This window comes from Acidovorax lacteus (genome assembly GCF_039540375.1).
Lineage (GTDB): Bacteria > Pseudomonadota > Gammaproteobacteria > Burkholderiales > Burkholderiaceae_C > Acidovorax_G > Acidovorax_G lacteus.
This window is the reverse complement of sequence record NZ_BAABEX010000004.1, coordinates 50880-72803: the sequence shown is the minus strand read 5'-3', so window position 1 is coordinate 72803 and position 21924 is coordinate 50880. Positions and strand designations below refer to the sequence as shown.

The 21924-nt window shown below is 65.9% G+C and carries 16 protein-coding genes; 2 read left to right on the top strand and 14 right to left on the bottom strand.

The features are described 5' to 3' along the window. Position 1: 1 nt before the first annotated feature. From ABD866_RS02405 to ABD866_RS02360, 10 genes are all read right to left on the bottom strand, one after another. Positions 2-2404 carry a 3-hydroxyacyl-CoA dehydrogenase/enoyl-CoA hydratase family protein gene (locus tag ABD866_RS02405; RefSeq protein WP_345060851.1) on the bottom strand — a complete coding sequence of 801 codons (2403 nt, stop codon included), beginning with the start codon at positions 2402-2404 and terminating at the stop codon, positions 2-4. Between the two features lie 117 nt (positions 2405-2521). Continuing rightward, entirely contained in the window at positions 2522-2959 is a 438-nt protein-coding gene (locus tag ABD866_RS02400; protein WP_345060849.1) for a DUF2147 domain-containing protein, read from the bottom strand. 82 nt (positions 2960-3041) lie between these two features. Continuing rightward, complete coding sequence (locus ABD866_RS02395) at positions 3042-4838, bottom strand: acyl-CoA dehydrogenase C-terminal domain-containing protein (RefSeq protein ID WP_345060847.1); 1797 nt, start codon at positions 4836-4838, stop codon at positions 3042-3044. Positions 4839-4842: 4 nt separating this feature from the next. Next, a complete protein-coding gene (locus tag ABD866_RS02390; RefSeq protein WP_345060845.1) occupies positions 4843-5550 on the bottom strand; it encodes a TetR/AcrR family transcriptional regulator in 708 nt (235 codons plus the stop codon). Between the two features lie 190 nt (positions 5551-5740). Beyond that, complete coding sequence (slmA, locus tag ABD866_RS02385) at positions 5741-6409, bottom strand: nucleoid occlusion factor SlmA (RefSeq protein ID WP_345060843.1); 669 nt, start codon at positions 6407-6409, stop codon at positions 5741-5743. 146 nt (positions 6410-6555) lie between these two features. Continuing rightward, a complete protein-coding gene (locus tag ABD866_RS02380) occupies positions 6556-8010 on the bottom strand; it encodes a sensor histidine kinase (protein WP_345061017.1) in 1455 nt (484 codons plus the stop codon). Positions 8011-8175: 165 nt separating this feature from the next. Beyond that, complete coding sequence (locus tag ABD866_RS02375) at positions 8176-8868, bottom strand: response regulator transcription factor (RefSeq protein WP_345060841.1); 693 nt, start codon at positions 8866-8868, stop codon at positions 8176-8178. A gap of 20 nt (positions 8869-8888) precedes the next feature. Further along, positions 8889-9779, bottom strand: a complete 891-nt coding sequence (argB, locus tag ABD866_RS02370) for an acetylglutamate kinase (protein WP_345060840.1) — start codon at positions 9777-9779, stop codon at positions 8889-8891. 88 nt (positions 9780-9867) lie between these two features. Further along, on the bottom strand, positions 9868-10971 hold the full coding sequence (locus ABD866_RS02365) for an MraY family glycosyltransferase (protein WP_345060839.1): 1104 nt from the start codon (positions 10969-10971) through the stop codon (positions 9868-9870). Positions 10972-10992: 21 nt separating this feature from the next. After that, positions 10993-12564: a hypothetical protein gene (locus ABD866_RS02360; RefSeq protein ID WP_345060837.1), complete on the bottom strand. Its 1572-nt coding sequence runs from the start codon at positions 12562-12564 to the stop codon at positions 10993-10995. Positions 12565-13058: 494 nt separating this feature from the next. Between ABD866_RS02360 and ABD866_RS02355 the strand changes: the two genes are divergently transcribed. Both ABD866_RS02355 and ABD866_RS02350 read left to right on the top strand, forming a co-directional pair. Next, on the top strand, positions 13059-16952 hold the full coding sequence (locus tag ABD866_RS02355; protein WP_345060835.1) for a methyltransferase domain-containing protein: 3894 nt from the start codon (positions 13059-13061) through the stop codon (positions 16950-16952). An 8-nt stretch (positions 16953-16960) separates the two neighbouring features. Continuing rightward, positions 16961-17875: a glycosyltransferase family 2 protein gene (locus ABD866_RS02350; protein ID WP_345060833.1), complete on the top strand. Its 915-nt coding sequence runs from the start codon at positions 16961-16963 to the stop codon at positions 17873-17875. A 53-nt stretch (positions 17876-17928) separates the two neighbouring features. Here ABD866_RS02350 and ABD866_RS02345 read toward each other — a convergent pair whose 3' ends face one another. The 4 genes from ABD866_RS02345 to ABD866_RS02330 are packed head-to-tail and all read right to left on the bottom strand — an operon-like array spanning position 17929 to position 21831. Beyond that, positions 17929-18858 carry a hypothetical protein gene (locus ABD866_RS02345; protein ID WP_345060831.1) on the bottom strand — a complete coding sequence of 310 codons (930 nt, stop codon included), beginning with the start codon at positions 18856-18858 and terminating at the stop codon, positions 17929-17931. A gap of 3 nt (positions 18859-18861) precedes the next feature. Then, complete coding sequence (locus tag ABD866_RS02340; protein ID WP_345061016.1) at positions 18862-20082, bottom strand: ABC transporter ATP-binding protein; 1221 nt, start codon at positions 20080-20082, stop codon at positions 18862-18864. A 29-nt stretch (positions 20083-20111) separates the two neighbouring features. Further along, entirely contained in the window at positions 20112-20903 is a 792-nt protein-coding gene (locus tag ABD866_RS02335) for an ABC transporter permease (protein ID WP_345060829.1), read from the bottom strand. 19 nt (positions 20904-20922) lie between these two features. Continuing rightward, positions 20923-21831, bottom strand: a complete 909-nt coding sequence (locus tag ABD866_RS02330) for a peptidylprolyl isomerase (protein ID WP_345060827.1) — start codon at positions 21829-21831, stop codon at positions 20923-20925. Positions 21832-21924 lie beyond the last annotated feature (93 nt).

Genomic DNA, 21924 nt, shown 5'->3' with positions numbered 1-21924 from the left:
GTCAGTTGCGCACCGGCTTGCCGGTGTTCAGCATGCCCAGAATGCGCTCGTGCGTCTTGGGCTGGGCGATCAGGTGGCAGAACACCTTGCGCTCCAGCGCAAGCAGGTATTCCTCGCTCACCAGCGAACCCGCGTCCACATCACCGCCGCAGACCACCTCGGCGATCATCGCGCCGATCTTGAAGTCGTAGGCGCTGATGAAGCCGCCGTCGCGCATGTTCACGAGCTGCGCCTTGATGGTCGCCAGACCGCTGCGGCCTGCCACCGGGAACAGGCGCTTGTGCGGCGCGCGCCAGCCGCTAGCGGCCATGGACTTGGCTTCGTTGATGGCCACGAACAGCAGTTCGTCCTTGTGCGGCACGACGATGTCCGAATCCAGCAGGTAGCCCAGCTTGCGCGACTCCAGTGCGCTCGTGCCCACCTTGGCCATGGCCGCGGCGGTAAAGCCTTCGGTCAGGAAGGGCAGCACGTCTTTGCTGGTCGAGGCGGCCATGTTCTCGGCCGCGCGGCGGGCGATGTAGGTCAGGCCGCCAGCGCCGGGCACCAGGCCCACGCCCACTTCCACCAGGCCGATGTAGCTTTCCATGTGCACCACGCGCTTGGCCGAGTACACGGCCAGTTCGCAGCCACCGCCCAGGGCCATGCCGTGGATGGCGGCCACCACCGGCACCTGCGCGTAGCGGATGCGCATCATCAGGTTCTGCAGTTCCTGCTCAATGCTTTCCACCGCGTCGGGGCCGCCCACGGCAAAAGCCGGCATGGTGGCTTCCAGGTCGGCACCCACGCTGAAGGGCGCATCGCCCGACCAGATGACCATGCCGTCGTACTCGCGCTCGGCCAGCTCCAGCGCTTCGGCCAGGCCTTCCATCACTTCTGGGCTGATGGCGTGCATCTTGTTCTTGATGCTGGCGATCAACACCCGGCCATCGAGCGTCCAGGTGCGCAGCGCCTTCGACTCGGCCAGGGTGGTGCCGGCCGTGCGCCAGTCGGGCAGGCTGGTTTCGCCCAGCAGCGGCTCGGGGAAGAGCTGGCGCTCATACACCGGCAGCTGGCGGCGGGGCACAAACGTGCCCTGCGACGCGCTCCACGAGCCTTGCGCGGTGTGCACGCCACCGGCTTCGGCCACAGGGCCCTTGAACACCCACTCGGGCAGCGGCGCCTTGCACAGCGCCTTGCCAGCGTCGATGTCTTCCTGGACCATCTTGGCCACTTCGAGCCAACCGGCTTCTTGCCACAGCTCGAACGGGCCCTGCTTCATGCCGAAGCCCCAGCGCATGGCCTGGTCCACATCGCGGGCGTTGTCGGCAATCGTGCCCAGGTGCACAGCGGCGTAGTGGAAGCTGTTGCGCAGAATGGCCCACAGGAAGCGGCCTTGCGCGCCTTCGGCGTTGCGCAGCAGCTTCAGGCGCTCGGCGGCGGGCTTCTTGAGCATGCGGCCGTACACCTCGTCGGCCTTCTGACCTGCGGGCACGTACTCTTCGCTGTCCAGCTCGAAGCGCATCACGTCACGGCCGACCTTCTTGAAGAAACCGGCCTTGGTCTTCTGGCCCAGGTTGCCGATCTCCAGCAGCTTCTTGAGCACGGCGGGCGTACCAAAGCTCTCGTAGAAGGGGTCGGTCTCCAGGCTCAGGTTGTCCTGCAGCGTCTTGATCACGTGGGCCATGGTGTCCAGACCCACCACATCGGCGGTGCGGAAGGTGCCGCTCGATGCACGGCCCAGCTTCTTGCCCGTGAGGTCGTCCACCACGTCGTAGGTCAATCCGAAGTTCTCGACCTCTTTCATGGTGGAGAGCATGCCGGCAATGCCCACGCGGTTGGCGATGAAGTTGGGCGTGTCCTTGGCGCGCACCACGCCCTTGCCCAGGCCGCTGGTCACAAAGGCTTCGAGCTGGTCCAGCACTTCAGGCTGGGTGGTGGGCGTATTGATCAGCTCCACCAGCGTCATGTAGCGCGGCGGGTTGAAGAAGTGAATGCCGCAGAAGCGGGGCTTGATGCTGTCGGGCAGCACTTCACTGAGCTTGGTGATCGACAGGCCTGAGGTGTTGGACGCCAGGATGGCGTGCTTGGCCACGTGCGGCGCGATCTTGGTGTACAGGTCCAGCTTCCAGTCCATGCGTTCGGCAATGGCCTCGATCACGAGGTCGCATTCCTTGAGCAGGTGCATGTGCTCTTCGTAGTTGGCCTGCTGGATCAGTGCAGCATCGTCGGCCACGCCCAGGGGCGAGGGCTTGAGCTTTTTCAGGCCTTCGACGGCCTTGGTCACGATGCCGTTCTTCGGACCTTCCTTGGCAGGCAGGTCGAACAGCACCACCGGGACTTTCACGTTGACGAGATGGGCCGCAATCTGCGCGCCCATCACGCCTGCGCCGAGCACGGCGACTTTCTTGACTTGGAATCGGGACATGGATGTGTGTAGGTTCAATCCGTTCGGGCTGAGCTTGTCGAAGCCGTGGCGAGGTGTGGGTTCGAAGCCCTTCGACAAGCTCAGGGCGAACGGGGTGGATGGATGGGGGGCGCGGGTTTACTGCACGCGCACCCAGGTCTGCGTGCGGCCAAAGGGACCGATCGAGCCCCGGACTTCGAGTTTCTTGCCGCCCTCGATGGGCGTGAGGCGCAGACTGTAGTTGCGGCCGTTCTCTGGGTCGAGAATCTTGCCGCCTTCCCACACGTCCTTGCCGTCGGCCTTCTTGGCGCCGCGGATGATCTCCAGGCCCAGCAGCGGCTTGCCCTTGCGGTCGTCCGAGCATTCGGTGCAGACCTCGTCGGGCTTGGCGTTGGCGGTCAGCCGCCGTTCGAGCACGCCGTTCAACAGGCCGCCGCCCGCGTCGCGGATGCGGATCTCGGCCTTGGCCTCACCGGTCTTGTCGTCCACATTGCGCCACAGGCCTTCGGGCGTGGTGTTCGCCGCGGCCGAAGCCGCCACCCCGCCCAGCACCAGGCTGGCCAGCATCTGTTTCATGGGAACCTCCTGAAAGAATGTCAGGCAGACAGAAAGCGGGGCACCGTGCGGGGCTGCGCCAAGGCGCCGCCCCGCGCGGGCATCAGGCCAGGGCCAATTCGGTGTCCATCAGCACCTTGCTGCCGGAGCGGGCGGTGCGCATCAGCGTCTGCACTTCAGGGAAGAGCTTGGCGAAGTAGAAGCGCGCGGTCTGCAGCTTGGCCTGGTAGAACGGGTCGGTGCTGCCGGCCGCGATCTGGCGCAGGGCCACCTGGGCCATGCGGGCGAAGAAGTAACCGAACACCAGGTGGCCGGCCACGCGCAGGTAGTCCACCGCAGCGGCGCCCACTTCGTCGGGGTTTTGCATGCCCTTGAAGCCGATCTCGGTCGTGAACTTGGTCATCTGGTCAGCCAGCATGGCCACCGGATTGATGAACTCGGCCATCTTCTCGTTCACGCCTTCTTCTTCGACCAGCTGGCCCACCAGCTTGCCGAACTTCTTGAGCGTTGCGCCGTTGTTGCCCAGGATCTTGCGGCCCAGCAGATCCAGCGACTGGATGGTGTTGGTGCCTTCATAGATCATGTTGATGCGCGCGTCGCGCACGAACTGCTCCATGCCCCATTCCTTGATGAAGCCGTGGCCGCCGAAGACCTGCTGGCACATCATGGTGGCCTGCCAGCCGTTGTCGGTGATGAAGGCCTTGACGATGGGCGTGAGCAGGGCCAGCAGTTCGGCCGAGTCCTTGCGCACCTTCTCGTCGGGGTGGTTGAGTTCCTTGTCCAGCAGCAGCGCGCAGTAGCAGGCCAGGGCGCGGCCGCCTTCGGCGTAGGCCTTGGCGGTCAGCAGCATCTTGCGCACGTCGGGGTGCACGATGATCGGGTCGGCCGGCTTGTCCTTGGCCTTGGTGCCCGAGAGGCTGCGCATCTGCAGGCGGTCCTTGGCGTAGGCCAGGGCGTTCTGGTAGGCGACTTCGGTCAGGCCCAGCGACTGGTTGCCCACGCCCAGGCGGGCGGCGTTCATCATCACGAACATCGCGGCCAGGCCCTTGTGCGGCTGGCCCACCAGCGTGCCCACGGCGCCGTCCAGAATCATCTGGCAGGTGGCGTTGCCGTGGATGCCCATCTTGTGCTCCAGGCCACCGCAGTAGATCGGGTTGCGCTCGCCCACGGAGCCGTCGGCCTTCACATGGAACTTGGGCACGATGAACAGGCTGATGCCCTTGCTGCCGGGAGGCGCGTCGGGCAGGCGGGCCAGCACCAGGTGCACGATGTTGGCGGCCATGTCGTGTTCACCGGCGCTGATGAAGATCTTCTGGCCGGTGAGCTTGTAGGTGCCGTCGGCCTGCGGCTCAGCCTTGGTGCGCAGCATGCCCAGGTCGGTGCCGCAGTGGGGCTCGGTCAGGCACATGGTGCCGGTCCACTCGCCGCTGGTCAGCTTGGGCAGGTACAGCTTCTTCTGCTCGTCGGTACCGTGGGCGTGCAGGCACTCATAGGCGCCGTGGCTCAGGCCGGGGTACATGGTCCAGGCCTGGTTGGCCGAGTTCAGCATTTCATAGAAGCACTGGTTGACCACAAAAGGCAGACCCTGACCGCCGTACTCCGGATCGCACGACAGTGCGGGCCAGCCCCCTTCGACGTACTTGGCATAGGCGTCCTTGAACCCCGTGGGCGTCTTGACCTCGTGCGTGGTCTTGTCGAGCTTGCAGCCCTCGGTGTCGCCCGAGATGTTCAGCGGGAAGGCCACCTCGGCGGCGAACTTGCCGCCCTCTTCAAGCACGGCGTTGATGGTGTCCACATCCACCTCGGCATGGGCCGGCAGGGCTTTGTACTCATCGGCCACGTTCAGCACTTCGTGCATGACGAACTGCATGTCGCGCAGCGGCGGCGTATAGGTGGGCATGGGTTTACTCCTTGGTACGGGTTGGGGTTGGAACAGGGTTGGCCGCAGACGCATCCGAGGTGCTGTAGCGGGCCAGGATGTTGTGAAAGCCCGTCACGGCGCGCTGGAGCGAGCCAGGGTTTTGCAGGAAACGGGCTTCGTAGTGCAGGGCCAGGATGAGGCCGTGGATCTCGAAGAGCATCTGCTCTTCGTCCACGTCGGCGCGCAGTTCGCCGCGCTCCTTGCACTGCTGGATGGCACGCCGCATGGCGGCATGCCAGGTCAGGACCGAACTGGCCAGCGCATCGCGCACCGGGCCGGTGCGGTCGTCGAACTCCACCGCGCCGCTGATGTAGATGCAGCCCGAGTCGATTTCAATCGAAGTGCGCTTCATCCAGTTGTCGAACAGCGCGCGCAGGCGGGCCACGCCGCGCGGCGCGGTCATGGCGGGGTAGAAAACTTCCTGCTCGAAGCGGGTGTGGTACTCGCGGATCACCGAGATCTGCAGTTCCTCGCGCGAGCCGAAATGGGCGAACACGCCCGACTTGCTCATGCCCGTGACGTCGGCCAGCGCCCCGATGGACAGGCCTTCGAGCCCGATGTGCGTGGCCAGGCCCAGCGCCGCCTCGACAATGGCGGCCTTGGTCTGCTGGCCTTTTTGCAGCGCACGGCCACTGGCGGCGCGGGCGCGCGGCGCACGGGTGGCGGAGCGGTTTTCGGTGGTGGCGGGCATGCGCAAATAAAAACGAACGTTCGTTTTATTTTGCAGCAATTTGCCCAAGGGGCCAAAAGCCCCCACAAGAATAGGGAGCGACCCCCAAACGGATTTTGCAGTGCAGCACTGCCGCCGGGCGCCGCAGCCAGGTGGCATGCCAGAGCGCACCCGCGGCCGGGCCGCCGCTCACCCGCGCGCGGCGCGCGGCTTACAGCAGGCGCGCCAGGCAGGCGTCGAGTTGCTCGGTGGGCAGGCGGCGAAAGCCCGATCGCACAAAACGCAACAGCCGCCCCTGGGCGAAAGCGGCCAAGGTGCCCGCCGCCACCTGGGCATCCACAGTGGGTGCGGCCGAGCCCTGGGCCACCACCACCGGCCGCAGGCACTGGCGCAGCACGGATTCGATGCGGTCAAAGAACTGCGTCATGCGCTGCTGCAGGCGTTCGTGCTCCAGCAGCAGGGCGTCGCCGACCATCACGCGCACCATGCCGGGGTTGCGCTCGCCAAACTGCAACAGCACCGCCACCACGCGGGCCGCCTGGCGTGCGCCCTGATCAGCATCCAGCGCCTCAGCGGCATCGCCCTCGGGGCGCTGCGTGATCTGCTGCACCAGGCCCCAGACCGATTGCTCGATGAAATCCAGCAACGCCTCGAACATCTGCGCCTTGCTCGCAAAGTGGCGGTACAGCGCGGCCTCGCTCACCTCCAGCTGTGCGGCCAGCGCCGCGGTGGTGATGCGCTCGGCCCCGGGGGCTTCGAGCATTTGTGCCAGTGTCTGCAGGATCTGGGTGCGCCGCTCGCCGGGCCGCGGGCGTTTGCGCGCGGCCTCGGGGGCGGGGCCATCGGGCGCGGCCGGGGTGTCAGGCAAGGTGTCGGACATGGCGGGTGGGGGTTGCACAAGGGCCGAAAGGGGCGCGCGCAGCGGGCGGCACCCGGAGCTCGGACTGCGCAAAATTCTCGCACACCCCCTGCCCTGCGCTGCCGCCTGTCCATGCGACCCGACGCCCGGCCCGACAGGCCCCGCGCTCAGGTGGGGAACGTGACCGTGACCACGAGCCCGCGCCCGTGCACGCCCGTGCCCAGCGTGAGCGATGCGCGGTGCACGCGCGCAATCTCGTCGGCAATGGCCAGGCCCAGACCTGTGCCCTCGCCCACCGTGCCAGGCACACGGTAGAAGCGCTGCATCACGCGGCTGCGCTCGGCCTCGGGCACGCCAGGGCCGTCGTCCTCGACCTGCAGAAACACCCGCGGCGGGCCTGCACGCCCTGGGCGCAGCCCGCAGCGGATGGTGACCACGCCGCCGGCCGGGGTGTACTTGATGGCGTTGTCCACCAGGTTGGACAGCAGCTCGCGCAGCAACCAGCCGTGGCCGGTGACATGCACGGGGTCCACCTCCAGCCCCAGGTCCAGCCCCTTGCCCGTGGCCGGGTCCAGAAAGGTTTCGAGCAGGGTTTCGCACAGGTCTTTGAGGTCCACGCGCTGCGGGGGCTGGGCGTCCAGACTGCGCGCGTCGGCCCGCGACAGCGCCAGCAGCTGGTGCGCCAGCTGCGAGGTGCGGCGCGTGGCGTTGCGCAGCTTCTCGATCTGATCCGCTCCCAAAACGATAGCACCTTGTGGTCTACTTTGCTGGGCCAGAGCCGGTTTTGACTCCAAACCTGTAGCACCAGGCCGCGGTGCGGGCTTGGAGGCCTTGGCCATCATGGCCCAGGCTTCCACCTGCGCCTGCAGGCCGGCCAACGGGGTGCGCAGCTGGTGCGCGGCATCGGCCACAAAGCGGCGCTGCCCTTCGGCCTGGGCGTTGACGAGTGCAAACAGCCGGTTGAGCGACTGCACGAGCGGGCGCACCTCGGCGGGCGAGGTGGCCTCGTCGATGGGGCTCAGGTCGCGGGGCGAGCGGTGCTCCACGGCCTCGGCCAGCTCCACCAGCGGCCGGAAGGCCCGCCCCACCGCCCAGTGGATGGCCAGCGCCGCCGCGGCCACCAGGATCAGGTTGGGCAGCAGCACGCGCAGCAGCAGCTGCTGCGCCCACTGCTGGCGGGGGTCCGAGCCGTCGGCCAGCGCCACCACCAGTTCCCCGGCGCCCGTACGGCCACGCTGCACGGCCACGCGGTATGTGACACCGCCAAACTCGACGCTGTGGAATTCAGGCACCTGGGTGGTGGGCACGAAGTTGTGCAGCCAGGGCTCGCCGAGCAGCAGCTTGCCATTGGTGTCGCGCACGCTGTAGGCCGAGTAGCCGGGGTTGGTGCGCAAAAAGTCCTCGATCGGCGGGGCCAGCAGCAGCGGCGGGGCTTCGTTCTCGCGCAGCGGCGGGGCCAGCACCGAGTCGGCCAGCGCGGGCAGCAGGCGCAGCAGGCGCTGGTCGTGCTGGCTGGCCGCTTCGTCGGCCGAGCGGTAGTCGATGGCCACCGCCACCAGCGCCAGCAGGCACAGCGGCACCACCAGCATGAGCAGCAGTCGGTTGCGCAGGTCGGCCGTCATGGCCCGCAGCCCGGGCTGCCGCCAGTGGAAGCGGTCGGGCGCGGACGTGGCGGGCGCTGAGGGGGTGGCTGCAGGCGGAGGGGCCGACATGGCAGAGCGGGCGTCGGGCCAGGCGAGGGATGCAGGAGAACCAGGACGCCGTGCGAGCCGGTAAGGGCCAGGCGCCTAGGGCGCCTGCAGCTCCAGGCGGTAGCCAAAGCCGCGGATGGACCGCAGCGCCACGCCATGGGGTTCGAGCTTGCCACGCAGGCGCGACACGTACACCTCGACCGCGTTGGGCGTGATCTCCTTGTCCCAGCCGGTCAGGGCTTGCAGCAGTTTGTCTTTGCTGGCCGGTTTGGGCGCGTGGATCAGCAGGTATTCGAGCACCGTCCACTCGCGCGGGCCAAGGTCGATGGCCTGAGGGCCCGCCGGGGTGCGCACGCTGGCACGGCGGCCTGCGGTGTCGAGCTCCAGCGGCCCGAAGCTCAGCACCGCCGACGTGGCCGCCTGCGAGCGGCGCAAGAGCGCGCGCAGCCGGGCCAGCAGCTCGGGCAGCTCGTAAGGCTTGACCATGTAGTCGTCGGCCCCGAGGTCCAGGCCCTGCACGCGGTCGTGCAGCGCGTCGCGGGCCGTCAAGATCAGCACCGGCATGGACGGGTTGGCCATGTCGGGGCGGCGCAGGCGGCGGGTGAGCTCCAGCCCGTCCATCAGCGGCAGGCCAATGTCAATGATCGCGGCGTCGAACGATTCGGTGCGCAGCACTTCTTCGGCACGCTCGCCGCTGCCCACCCAATCGACCGCATACCCGGCGTCCGACAGGCCGAGCTTGATGCCGCTGGCCAGCATCACATCGTCTTCGACCAACAGCAGGCGCATGGGTGCTCCATGGGTAGCGATCAGTGCGAGCGGATCATGGTCCCGTAGGCCTGGTCCGTCAGGATTTCGAGCAGCATTGCGTGCGGCACGCGGCCGTCGATGATGTGCACGGCGTTCACCCCGGCCTTGGCCGCGTCCAGCGCGCCCGCAATCTTGGGCAGCATGCCGCCCGAGATGGTGCCGTCGGCAAACAGCTCGTCAATGCGGCGGGCCGTCAGGTCGGTGAGCAGCTGGCCCTGCTTGTCCAGCACGCCGGGGGTGTTGGTCAGCAGCACCAGCTTTTCGGCCTGCAGCACCGTGGCCAGCTTGCTGGCCACTACGTCGGCGTTGATGTTGTAGCTCTCGTTGGCCTCGCCAAAGCCGATGGGGCTGATGACCGGGATGAACGCGTCGTCCTGCAGCGCCTTGACCACGCTCGGGTCGATGGAGACGATGTCGCCCACCTGCCCCACGTCGTGCTCGATGCTTGGGTCCTTGTTGTCCAGCATCTTGAGCTTCTTGGCGCGGATCATGCCGCCGTCGCGGCCCGTCAGGCCCACGGCCTTGCCGCCGGCCTGGTTGATCAGGCCCACGATGTCCTGCTGCACCTCGCCGGCCAGCACCCATTCCACCACTTCCATGGTCTCGGCGTCGGTCACGCGCATGCCCTGGATGAACTCGCCCTTCTTGCCCAGGCGGTTCAGCGCGGTCTCAATCTGCGGGCCACCCCCGTGCACCACCACCGGGTTCATGCCCACCAGCTTGAGCAACACCACATCCTCGGCAAAGTCGGCCTGCAGGGCCGGGTCGGTCATGGCGTTGCCGCCGTACTTGATGACCAGCGTCTTGCCGTGGAACTTGCGGATGTAGGGCAACGCCTGCGCGAGGATCTCAGCCTTGTCGCGCGGGGCAATCGAATGGGTGTCGGTCATGGAAAGCGGGCCAAAAAGGTGGAAGAACCAAGTGCCGCAAATTGTGCCGCATCCCGCAGGCCCTGCGGGCGCGAGGGCGTCCGCCCGCTCAGTGGCGCAGCCAGCCCGGCACCTTGAAGCGCACGATCGCCAGGTAGGCCGTCACGTAGCTCACCACAAACAGCGCACAAAACGCCATCAGCACCAGGGTGTTGTTCCAGAACAGCACCGCCGGCACCACCGTCAGCAGCGTAAAGCCCCACAGGTAGGGCGAAGTGCGGTTGTTGCGCATCAGCAGACGGCGCGACTCGTCGTCGTGGAACACGCCGCGCACGATGCGGCGGTAGATCAGCTGGTGAAAGTGCAGCGCATCGGCCACCCCGGGCGAAATGCCCCGCACCGCCTTGCGGTAGATGGAGAACACCGTCTCCCACACCGGGTAGATCAGCAGCAGCATCGGAAACCAGGGCGAAACCTCGCCGTTGCGCTGCACCAGCGACAGGCTGGCCAGCGCAATCACCACGCCCCAGACATACGCCCCGCCATCGCCCGCAAACAGCATGCCGCGCGGGTAGTTCCACACCAGAAACCCCGCCGTGGCCGCAGCGGTGGTCACCAGCAGCGCCGCCAGCCCGCGGTCGCCCACCTGCAAGGCCACATGGGCCAGCGCCAGGCAGACGATCAGCGCCACCATGCCCGCCAGCCCGTTGTAGCCGTCGATGATGTTGAAGGCGTGCGGCATGCCGGTCACGGCCAGCAGCACCACCGCCCAGCCCAGCCAGGGGGCCGCGGCCAGCAGCGCATCCAGCCATTCGATGCCAAAGCGCGGCAATTGCAACCCCAGCAGCCACAGCGCCAGCACCGCCGACGCCCCGGTGAGCGCGAGCCGGTAGCGCACCGACAGGCGCTGCGTCATGTCTTCGGCAATGCCGCCCAGCGCGGCGGGCAGCAGGGCCAGCATCCACAGCCCCACCCAGGGCCCCAGGCGCAAAGAGCCCGGGTCACCACCGTATGCCGACTGCAGCACCCCGAGCAGCCAGCTCACCCCCAAAGCCAGCAGCAGGGCCAACCCACCCAGGCGCGGCACATCGCCGTGGTGAAAGCGCTGCGGCATGCCGTGCCCGTACGCGGCGGCGTGGTCGCGCGCCCAGCGGACGATGAAGGCGGCCGTCAGGGTAGCGCAGACAAAAGCGATGAGCGACAGCAGGATCATGAATAAAGCAAGCAGCCGCCATCAGCGATTGGAATACGGCACGCCAGCCCGAGATGCTAGCGTGTCTGGCGGCCTGATGGCCCGACGCTCCACGCCTTCACACCGCGTTTGCATCCCGTTGCGCGCGGCCAGCACGCCTTGCACCGCGGTGTAAAGCCGATCCGATCCGTACTGGGTGTTCCGGCGATCGAACGATGCCCAGTTGGCGACAGGTGCTTGGCTGTGCGCAGGCTCCAGGAAAAACGACACAAACTGTGCTCCTTCGGCGCGATGTCCCTGCAGCACGCCATGCAGTTCGGCGGCCTCCAGCGGGCGCAGAGGATGAAACTCCGTCACGCCGTAACGTCGGAAAAACGAAGCCTGCCCGGGCCCGACGGGTTGGCCGCGCTGCTGGCCCAGCCATTCCTGCACAGAGGCCCCCATGGCGGCTTCGCCGTACAGACTGATGCCCAGCTCCATGCCATGGCCAGGCTGTAAGCTGGCTTCGCTGGCAAACCGGGTGCTGTCCCAACCGGGGTTGGTGAACGGGATGATCTGGTGGGTGAACACCGGCCGCTCCCCCAGGCAGGTCTTGTCGAGCAACCGGGCAAAGTGCTGCAGATGGTCTCGCACCTGCAGCGCGCGGAACGCATGCCACCATGGCACCAACGGGTTGACGAACACCGCGAGCCCTGGCTTGGGGGTATCCACCGCAAAACGCACCCCCGGGTCGTCCGTGGCAAAGGGCTGGCGTGTGTAGGGCGGCACCGGGGGCGGGGTGCTCTGCGCTCGGTCCACCAGGGCAATTTCTCGCACCCCCAGTAGCAACGGCAGATCACCGGGACGGTCGAGCACGACTTCCACCGCATACCGTCCCGGTGCCCAGGTGCGAACGTCCAGGTCCACACGCCAGCCGACGTCGGCAGTGCCCAGGCCGGGCAAAGCCTCGGCGACATCCTGGCGCCCCAGCCGCGCCTTCGAGACACCGCGCTCTTGCCCGTTGACGAGTACCCGGATGGTGGGCTGCCGCTGGCGCTGGTCGAACACCCACCCCGACACGGGAACTATGCCGTGGGCATACGGGTCCAGATGCTCCTCAAACCGCCGGAGGGTGTCGGATCGAATATCGCGCCCCGGGGGCAGTACCTCCTGCCAACTCTCAAACTGGGCTCCTATTGCCGCGTTGAGCGCCTGTACGGTGCCAAACCGGTGCTGGAGAAACCGTTGAAACCCCTCGACCGACACCGGGCTGTAGTCGGTGATGCGATAAGCACGGTCGAATCCCATGCCCGCAGAAAAGTCCGGAAACAGCTGGTGGACCTCCCCGAGGATGGTGGTCCCCACGATACGCTGCTGCGCAGGTCGCGGCAAAGCGCAGACAGCCTCTGCCACAGCGCCGATGGCCTCCTCCCGGCGATGCGTCAGCTCGTTGTCTCGCCGCGCAACCGACCACGGATAGATGGGAATGCCGTAATAACGATCCGGGGGCAGCGGACCGTCCACCGTCACCGCCATGTTCTTCGGGTCTCGGGCCAACTCCGCTTCGATCTGCGATTCAACCCCGAAGTGCGTGGAGAACAAATACAGCAACACCGGCCTGGGGACCTCTGCCACCGTCGCAACCAGGCGATGCACCGCTTCGCGATCGACACGCCACCCGCCAGTTTCCGAGGGTCGAAAAAGCTGCAACAAGGGAATATGGAGCGTGTATCCAACCACATAGTCCTCGGTGGTCGAGGGCCCCAGCGCGTCCAGCGTCTGCGAGACCACTTGCCCCGTAGACCCGCCCCCGGGACATTCGCTCGCAGCGTCATCCTGCCAACATGGCTCCAACCCACCGACCATGGGCAACAGCAACAAGCGCTGCGGCAGTTGGGGCAATGCCCATATCACGCCCCACCAGGCCAAAAGGGTCAGTAGAAGCGCAGCGGCAACCCCAGCCCAACGCGACGAGAAAGAATGTGACAAGGACATCAGACCCCAGTGGCAATGTTCACGACCACGTCGTCCTACCGTCATGCGGGAGATAGTCGCTGGGCCGCAAGTGTAGGGCCACACCTCCCCCGGGCTGTCACGCGGCACGGAGGGGGTCGGCATAATCGCGAACCATGTCTGCCCACAGCCCATCCTTGCACGTCTATGCCCGCGAGATACGCGCCGAAGAACGCACCTCGTTGAGTGTGGTGGCAGGCTGGATTCCGGACGGTGCGCGTGTGCTGGACCTGGGGTGTGGCACCGGCGCACTCGGTAGGTGGCTCCTTCAGAAGGCGCGACAGGTTACGGTGGATGGCGTCACGCTGAGTGAGGCAGAGGCGGAAATCGCCTCCGCGAGCTATGGCCGACTGGTAGTGGGCGACCTGGAAACGCTCGACCTGCTACAGACCTTTGCGGGCACCCGGTACGACGCGATCGTCTGCGCCGATGTTCTCGAGCACCTCAAGCAACCTGAACAGGTCTTGCAAGCCTGCAGGTCGTTGCTGCAGCCCACAGGGCAGCTGCTGATTTCGGTACCCAACGCTGGGTACTGCGGTCTGGTGGCAGAGTTGCTCGATGGCGACTTTCGCTACCGCGACGAGGGGCTGCTGGACCGCACGCACTTGCGCTTTTTCACCCGCCTCTCATTGACCCGGTTCCTGCGAGAGCACGGATGGGCGCTTGAAACCCTCGACTGCATTCAGCGCGAGCTTCCAGAGTCGGAATTCAACGCAGCCTTCGACCGACTCTCGCCCAGCATGGCACGCCATCTGTTGGCAACCCCCGACGCCTTGACCTACCAGTTTGTCGGTGTCGTAAAACCCCGTAGCATTTCCCAAGACGAGGATCAGCCTACACAGCATGCGCCAGTCTTGCACCACCCTGAGCCGTCTGCTCGATTTTCGGCCCAGCTCTACTGGAGCCGCGGCGAACAGTATGACGAAGCACAAAAACTGGTGACACCAGGTACGGTCGGCGTTCTGCAACAGACGTTGACTTTTGCACTGGCAGCGCAACCCAGCCCACTGACCAAACTGCGTCTGGACCCTGCGGATCGCCCCGGATTTCTGCACCTGTACCGCCTCATGTTGCGCAGTAGCGCGGGTGATGTGTTGTGGCACTGGACGTCACGAGACGGACTCGCCGCGCTGCTGGGTACCCGGCCCCATCAGCAAATGGTGTGGCACCTGCCACCGTCTGCTGCAGGTGCCACGATGGCCCTGCTCACAGGAGACGAACCTTGGTTCGAGTTGCCACTTCCAGCCCCTGCGCTTGAAGCAGTCGCGGCGGTGGGCGGCGTACTCGAGGTCGAGCTGGGCTGGCCCATGTCGTCCGACTACCTCGCACTCTCAGGGGCCATCGCGCCATTGCTGGAGGAACAACAGTTCCTTCGGCTCCAAACTGAACAGATACCCGCTATGCGACAGGAGCACGAGAAGCTCGCACTGGAACACGCCGAGCTGCACCACCTGCACGCGGCCTTGCACCGCCAGTTGGACCAGGAACAACGCGAGCGTCAGTTCCTGCTGGCAGAGCGGCAAAACGCGCTCGCCACCGTCGAGGACCTGCAAGGCCAGCTGCGCGGCATGGCTGCGCACGTTGAGAACCTGACCCGTCTGCGATCGGTTCGCTATGCGCGCGCACTGACCCGGTGGCTCCGCCCCTCGCAATCGCAGTTGCAACAAGCATTGCCCGCGCAAGCGCCCGCCGCGCTCTCCGGGTCCGGCGTACCCGCAGCGCAGCCGCACGAAGCCACCGCCCCGGTGCCCATGCCGCTCAGCGATGTGGTGGACGTGATCGTGCCGGTGTACCGGGGTCTCGCCGACACGCAGCTGTGTGTCGAATCGGTGCTGTCGGCCCCCGTGCGCCAGCGGTACCGGCTCATCGTCATCAACGATGCCAGTCCAGAGCCTGCCGTCACGCAATGGCTGCGCAACAAGGCTGCGCAGGAGCCGCGCATCACGCTCCTGGAGAACGAGCAGAACCTCGGATTTGTAGGAACCGTCAACCGTGGCATGCGCTATGCCACCGCCCATGACGTAGTGCTGCTCAACAGCGACACCGAAGTGGCCAATGACTGGCTCGACCGATTGCGCAAGGCGGCCTACCGGCACGCAAGGGTCGGTACCGTCACTCCGTTCTCCAGCAACGCCACCATCTGCAGCTATCCGGTGTTCTGTGCGGCCAACCCTTTACCGCCCGGGCAGACGACGGCCAGCCTGGATGCGCTGTTCGCCCAGGCGAACCCCGATCAGGCCATCGACGTGCCCACCGGCGTCGGCTTCTGCATGTACATCCGCCGCGACTGCCTGGATGCCGTGGGATTCTTTGACGAAGAACACTTCGGCAAAGGCTATGGCGAAGAAAACGACTTCTGCCAGCGCGCACAAACGGCCGGCTGGCGCAACTTGCACGCACTGGACACGTATGTGCTGCACACTGGCGGGGTGAGCTTTGGCGAGAGCAAAAGCCCACGCGAGCAGGCCGCCATGGAGACACTGCGCAGACTGCACCCCGGCTACGAAGCGCAGGTGATGTCATTCGTCGCACAAGACCCCGCCCTGCCGGCCCGTCTGGCCGTGGAATGGCTTCTGGCCACAGAGCAAGGGCGGCTGCCTGTGGTGCTGGCGGTGAACCACGACCGGGGTGGCGGCACGCAACGCCACGTGCTCGAACTGGCGCAGACGCTGGCAGACCACGTGACGTTTCTGTCCCTGAAGCCCGCTGGCAGCCACCACGTGGTGTTGCAACTGGTAGAGCCTGACCGACGATCCAACTCCCCCGCGGCATCGCTGGCCGCGCTGTCAGACCGCTGGCGCGCCGTGTTTGACCTCAACACCGACCAGGACCGGCTGGTCCGCCTGCTGCAGACCCTGGGCGTGGTGCACGTGCACATTCACCACCTGGTGGGCCACCACGACTTTGCCTGGAACCTGCCCCAGCGGCTCGGCGTCGGGTATGACTTCACTGCCCACGACTTCTACAGCTTTTGCACCAACATCACGCTCACCGGCGCGCACAACCGCTATGAAGTGGATGTGCAGGGCGAATGTTGCGGCGGGGCGCATCCTCCGTCTCTGCCCGCAGTGGTAGAAAAAATCGAGGCATGGCGCATTCGCAATCGGGTGTTTCTGGAAGGCGCGCGCTACGTCCTCACGCCCAGTCTCGACACGGCCCAGCGCATGCTGCAGGCGTTTCCTACCGCCCGTGTGCGCTGTGCTCCGCACACCGATCTGGACGCTGGCGCTTGCCCTGCACCTCGCCCGTCTGGGCGACTTCCTCTGCGGCCGCTGCGGGTGGTGGTGATCGGGGCTCTGAGCATCATCAAAGGGGCCGAGGTGCTGGAAGCCACGGCGGCGCAGGCGCACCGTGCCGGCGTTCCAGTTGAATTTCATCTCATCGGCTTTGGGTATCGGCACCTGCAGACGCGCGGCTCTGCGCTCACTGTGCATGGCGAGTACGACGAGGCGGATCTTCCGGCCCTGCTGCAACGCATTGCGCCGGATGTGGCGTGGTTTCCCGCACTGTGGCCCGAGACCTACAGCTACACACTCAGCGCAGCCCTCCAGGAAGGGCTGCCCGTGGTTGTGCCCAACCTCGGTGCCTTTGTGGAACGTGTGGCAGGCCGCCCGTGGAGCTGGGTGCAGGCTTGGGACAGCACCCCGGCCCAGTGGGTGGAGTTATTTGCACATATTCGCCAGCAAATGAGTGAGCCGCTTGCGCAAGCGCCCACGGCCCCAGCATTGCCCAAAGCGCTACAGGACCTGGCCCAACGCATGGGCCCCTGGAGTTATGTGCGGGACTACGCAACGTTCGCGGCCAGCCCGGCGCATCAAGATGCGGCAGATGCTGCCCGCATGGCGGCGGGCATGGTGGCAGAGGCGCGGGCCACCACTCCGCACGAAGCGCCCCGTGGGCGGCTCTACCGCTGGGCGTTGCGGCTTCAGCGCAGCGCCCTGCTCGGGCCACTGGTGCGAGCTGTGCCACACCCGGTGCGCCACCGCATCAAGGGCCTGCTCAGCCGCTGAGGGCAGCATTGACAGGCGCCCGCGTTGTGGCGGTGGTCGTCACGTACCACCCGCGTTATGCGGCGCTGCAGGTGCTGCTGGATCGCCTTGCGCCCCAGGTGGCCCACACCGTGGTCATCGACAACACGCCCCCGGCCGAGCGCAGGCCACACCCATCTGCTCGGGGCAAAGAGGTCTTGATTGCGCAGCCTGACAACCTGGGCATTGGCGCAGCCCATAACGCGGGTATCGCACACGCCCGGGCGCTTGGCGCCACCCATGTGCTGCTCATGGACCAGGACAGCCTACCGCCTGAACACCTGGTGGCGCACTTGCTCGCGGCCCTAGACACTGCCGCGCAGCCTGGCATTACGGCGGCAGGCCCCGTGTGCCAAGACGTCAAAACAGGGCGCTCGACGCTGCTGATTCAGCGCTTCGGGCTCCGCATTCGGCGTGTGTGTGCCGACGGTTGGGTGGAACCGCTCCCAGTGGAATACCTGCCAGCGTCTGGCATGCTGATCCCGCTTGCCATGTGGGAGCGCGTAGGCCCCATGCGCGCGGAATACTTCATTGACCGGGTGGATGTGGAATGGTGCCTGCGCGCCCGCAAGCTGGGGTTTACCGTGCTGGCAGCGCCGTCGGCGGTGATGCAACATGATCTGGGCCAACGCGCCTTCCGCTGCCTTGGGCGCACCATGTACGTAGGCCGAGACTTTCGTGCGTACTTTCACGTGCGCAACTCGCTGGCCATGTCGCTTCGGGCCTGCATTCCGTGGGTGTGGCGGCTGGACCAATGGGTCAAGATCGTGCCGTACGCACTGCTGTATCTGCTGCAACCCGAGCATGGACGGCTGCGCATGGCGGGCCTGCTGTGCCGTGCGGTGTGGGACGGCGTGTGGGCGCACATGGGGCGTGGTGTGTTCACCAACCGCCCGTTGCGCTAGGTGGCATTGCTACTGGGCTGCTCTATCCCTGGCATGGCGGCCCCGCAGTGGCGCTAGCCCGGTTCTGTCTGCCGAAAAAACCGCGGCGCTTCACCCCAGAAGTGCCATGCGGCCGAATCTTGGCAAATAGCACGCTCCAGGTGCGCAAACACATCGCGCACGAGCACGCTGGCGTCTTCGTACACGCCCAGCGCGTGGATGTGCAGCGTGCGTTCACCCGTCGCGGCGTTGAAGCCCGTCAGGTACACGTACACCGGCACCTTCTGCTCCACCGCAAGCCGGTGCAAGGCACGGGGCACGGCCGCGGGCATGCTCAACACACGGATGGCTTCGGCGCTGGCCGCCTGGTCGGCGGGCACATCGATGGCGGCCAACACCTGCCCGCCTGCGCGCAGTGTTTTGATGGCCGGTCGCAGACTGCCCGTTACGTCCAGAGGGTCGCAGCGCAGTGCACGGCGCACTGTTGCGGTGCGCGCTTTGGCATACCAACCCAGCACGGCACGCCCCCGAAAGGGCTCGCCTTCGGTCGAAGCCACCAAGGCCCGTGGCTCCAGGCCTTGCGCCGCGGCATGGCGCAGGCCCCACATGCCAGCGCCCCAGTGAAACGTCAGCAGCAAAGCCGCCTGCCCAGGCTGCGGCCACTGGCCTTGCACACGCAGGTGGTCGCGCATCCACGCGTCGCCACGGCTGCGTGCGAGGTAATGGTCTGCGTGGTCCACCCAGCTTACCAACTGCCGCTGCGCGCGCCATGCTGCCCCAATGGCGTTGCGTTCGGCCGGTGTGGCGGGTAGCAAAGCATGGGCGGGCCGGGCCTCGAATTCTCGCCATGCGGCGTCGGCTGCGCTGCGGTACCAGGGCGTGTGCGGCAATACCTGGCGCATGAGCGCAAAAGCCCAGCGCCACGGCAGCACGGCCGCAATCGATGGCGCCAGCACCAGCTCGCACACGTCACGCAGTTCGGTGCGCCACCGCGATGCGGTCACGGTTCAACTCCACACATGCGGCAAGCGCACCAAGCCCGGCGTCTGCGTGGGGTACACAAACAAAAAATTCTGGCAGTGCTTCCATTCGTCGCACACCACAAGGCCTTTGTGGTCGAACAAATAGGCGCTCAGCACGTATTCGCCAGTGTGCAAGGGCAGATCGGGAAAGGTGAGCGTAATCTCCCACACCTGCTCGGCCTCGTTCCACCGCGGCCAGGTTTGTTCGACGTGCGACGCAATCGATGTAATGCCCACCCCATGCGCCTGCTCCAGCATGATGCCAACGCTCGGGGGTTCGCTCTCGGGGCTGCGGGCGCGCACCGTTACGGCCAAATCTTTCGACTGCAGTTGCGGGGGCGATGCGGCATCGAGGTGCGCCACCTGCACGCTCACGATATGCGCTGTGTCGCCACCGGCGGCCGGCGCAACTGGTAGGGGCTGCGAAGGCGCCGCCTCTTGCTCTGAAGCCACATCCTGCTGGCGCAGGCTGGCTTCGTAGGCGGCCAGCACCTTTTCGGTGTCGCCGAACGATCGCACCTGTCCTTTGTCGAGCCACAGCGCCACGTCGCACAACTGGCGCACGTGGTACAGGCTGTGTGAACAGAACAAGATGGTGCAGCCATTGCGGCGAAAGGCTTCAATCCGTTCGACGCATTTTTTCTGGAAGTTCTGGTCGCCCACGGCCAGGGCTTCGTCCACGATCAACAGCTCGGGCTGCACCGCCGTGACCAAGGCAAACGCCAGCCGCACCACCATACCCGACGAATAGGTTTTGACCGCGCGGTCGATGGCATGGCCCAGCTCGGCAAAGTCGATGATGCTGGCTTCGAGCCGCGCAATGGTGGCAGCGTCCAGCCCCATGAGGCTGCCCGCAAAACGCAGGTTGTCGCGGCCCGAAAAGTCGGGGTGAAAGCCCGCCCCCAGCTCCAGAATGGCCGTAACCCGCCCCTGGCACTGCACTGTGCCCTGCGTGGGCTGCAGCGTACCGGCCAGCAGCTTGAGCAGCGTGCTCTTGCCCGCCCCGTTGTTGCCCACCACGCCAAGGCATTGGCCCGGGCGCAAGGCAAAGCTCACGTCGCGCAGTGCCCAATGGCTGGTGTGCAGCGCTGCCCCCGTGAGCAACGCGCGCAGGCGCTGGCGCGGGTGGGCGTACAGCCGGTAGCCCTTGCTGACCTGCTGCACTTGCAGCACAGGGGCAGTGTGGGGGGCGCTGTGTGCTGCCATGGGGTTGGTGGCTGTCGTGGGCGCAGGCGTCATAGCCAATCCACCAGTTCGTCGCGGCTGCGGCGCCACACGGGGCGCCAGGCCAGCCAAGCCACGGCCAGCCAGGCCAGCATGCCGGCCCAGGCCGTGGCGCGGGGCCACTGGGCCTGCAGCAAAATGTCTTGATAGGCCAGCACCCAGCTCGTCATGGGGTTGAGCCATAGCACCCACCGCCACCCTTCGGGGAAGAGCGTGATCGGGAACAAAATGGGTGATACGAACACGCCCACCGAGAGCAAAAAGGCCACCACCTGCAGCGTATCGCGCAGCGCGGCGGCCAAAATGGCCAGCAGGTAGGCCAGCACAAACACGAATGCCATTTGCAGCGCCAGCACCAACGGCAAGGCCAGCATGGGCCAAGCAAAACCGTGCAGCGGCGCGTAGGCCACGGCCAGCAGCAACAGCAGCGGCGCATACACCACGGCAGCGCCCAGCACGGCGCGCAGCACCACCAGCACTGGCGGCAGCGCATTTTTTTGCAGCAGGTGCCCGGCATCCACCAAGCTGTGCATGCCGCGCGACAGGCCTTCGGCAAACGCCTGCCAGGGCAGCATGCCCACAATCAGGTAGGTGCCCACGGCGCGCGCAGGTGCGCCTTCGCCCAGGCGCATGGCAAACACCACGTCAAACACCAGGTAATAGGCCGCAATGGTCAACAGCGGCTGGGCATACAGCCACAGCAGCCCGCCGGCCGTGCCGGCATGGCGGGCCTGCACTTCACGCCAGACCATGGCGCGCAGCAGCGGGCGCAGGGCCCAGGCTGCGCGCAGTTCAGTCCACATGCAAACGCTTCAACCAGACTCAGTTCTTCTTCTGGCTGGCAATGAAGGCGTCCAGCGCTTCGGGGTTGGGCTTGGCCTTGGTCATGATCTGCTGGCCTGCCTTGACGCGCCCTTCTTGAAGGATGCGCTGAGTGACCTCCTCGTATAGCGTATCGCGCACTTCTTCGTAGGGTTTGACACCCCCCGGCTTGCGCTCCGTCACCTTGATGATGTGGTAGCCAAACTGACTTTCGACCACCTCGCTCAACTGCCCCGGTTGCAAGGCGAAGGCTGCGTCTTCAAACGGTTTGACCATGCGGCCCCGGCTGAACGAACCCAAGTCACCGCCCTTGGCTGCGCTCCCCGGGTCAGCTGAATGCTCCTTGGCCAAGGCTTCAAAGTCCTTGCCGTTCTTCAAATCTTGCAACAATGCTTTGGCTTTTTGTTCCGCCCCGTCGCCTTTGGCGATCAGGATGTGGCTGGCTCGAACCTCATCCGGAATGGCAAAGCGCTTCTCGCCTTCGGCGCGGTATACGTCACGCGCTCGCTGGTCCAGCACCATCGAGTTCGGGCGGTTCCGTTCGTCGAGCTGTAGCAGTTGGAGGTCTGAGAGCACACGATCACGGGCGATCTGCAAGGCGGCCTGGTTGGCGCCGCGGGTGTGAAGACCCGCCTTCTCTGCTTCTTGCGCCAGAACGCGACGCATCAACAGGTTAGACGCCAATTGCGCCAGGGCATCTGGTCGCTGCAACAAACTCGCACGCAATTCTGGGGGGGCCTTTGCCATCTCTGCCTCGAGATCGTGCGAGGTGATTTTTGCAGTACCCGTTTCAATGATGACGTTTGCACCTTGCGCATACACCTGTGAAACCATAGATAGCGCACCCAACACTGCGAGAACGGCCACTACAGCGCGTTTGTTCGCAACCAATCCCATTTTCAACAACACAGATGTGCTCCTTGATGTGCTAAACACTGTTGGCCATTAGATGAACGGATGAAGTTCAGCAGACCATGAAAAAAGGCGGGAGGTTCCCGCCTT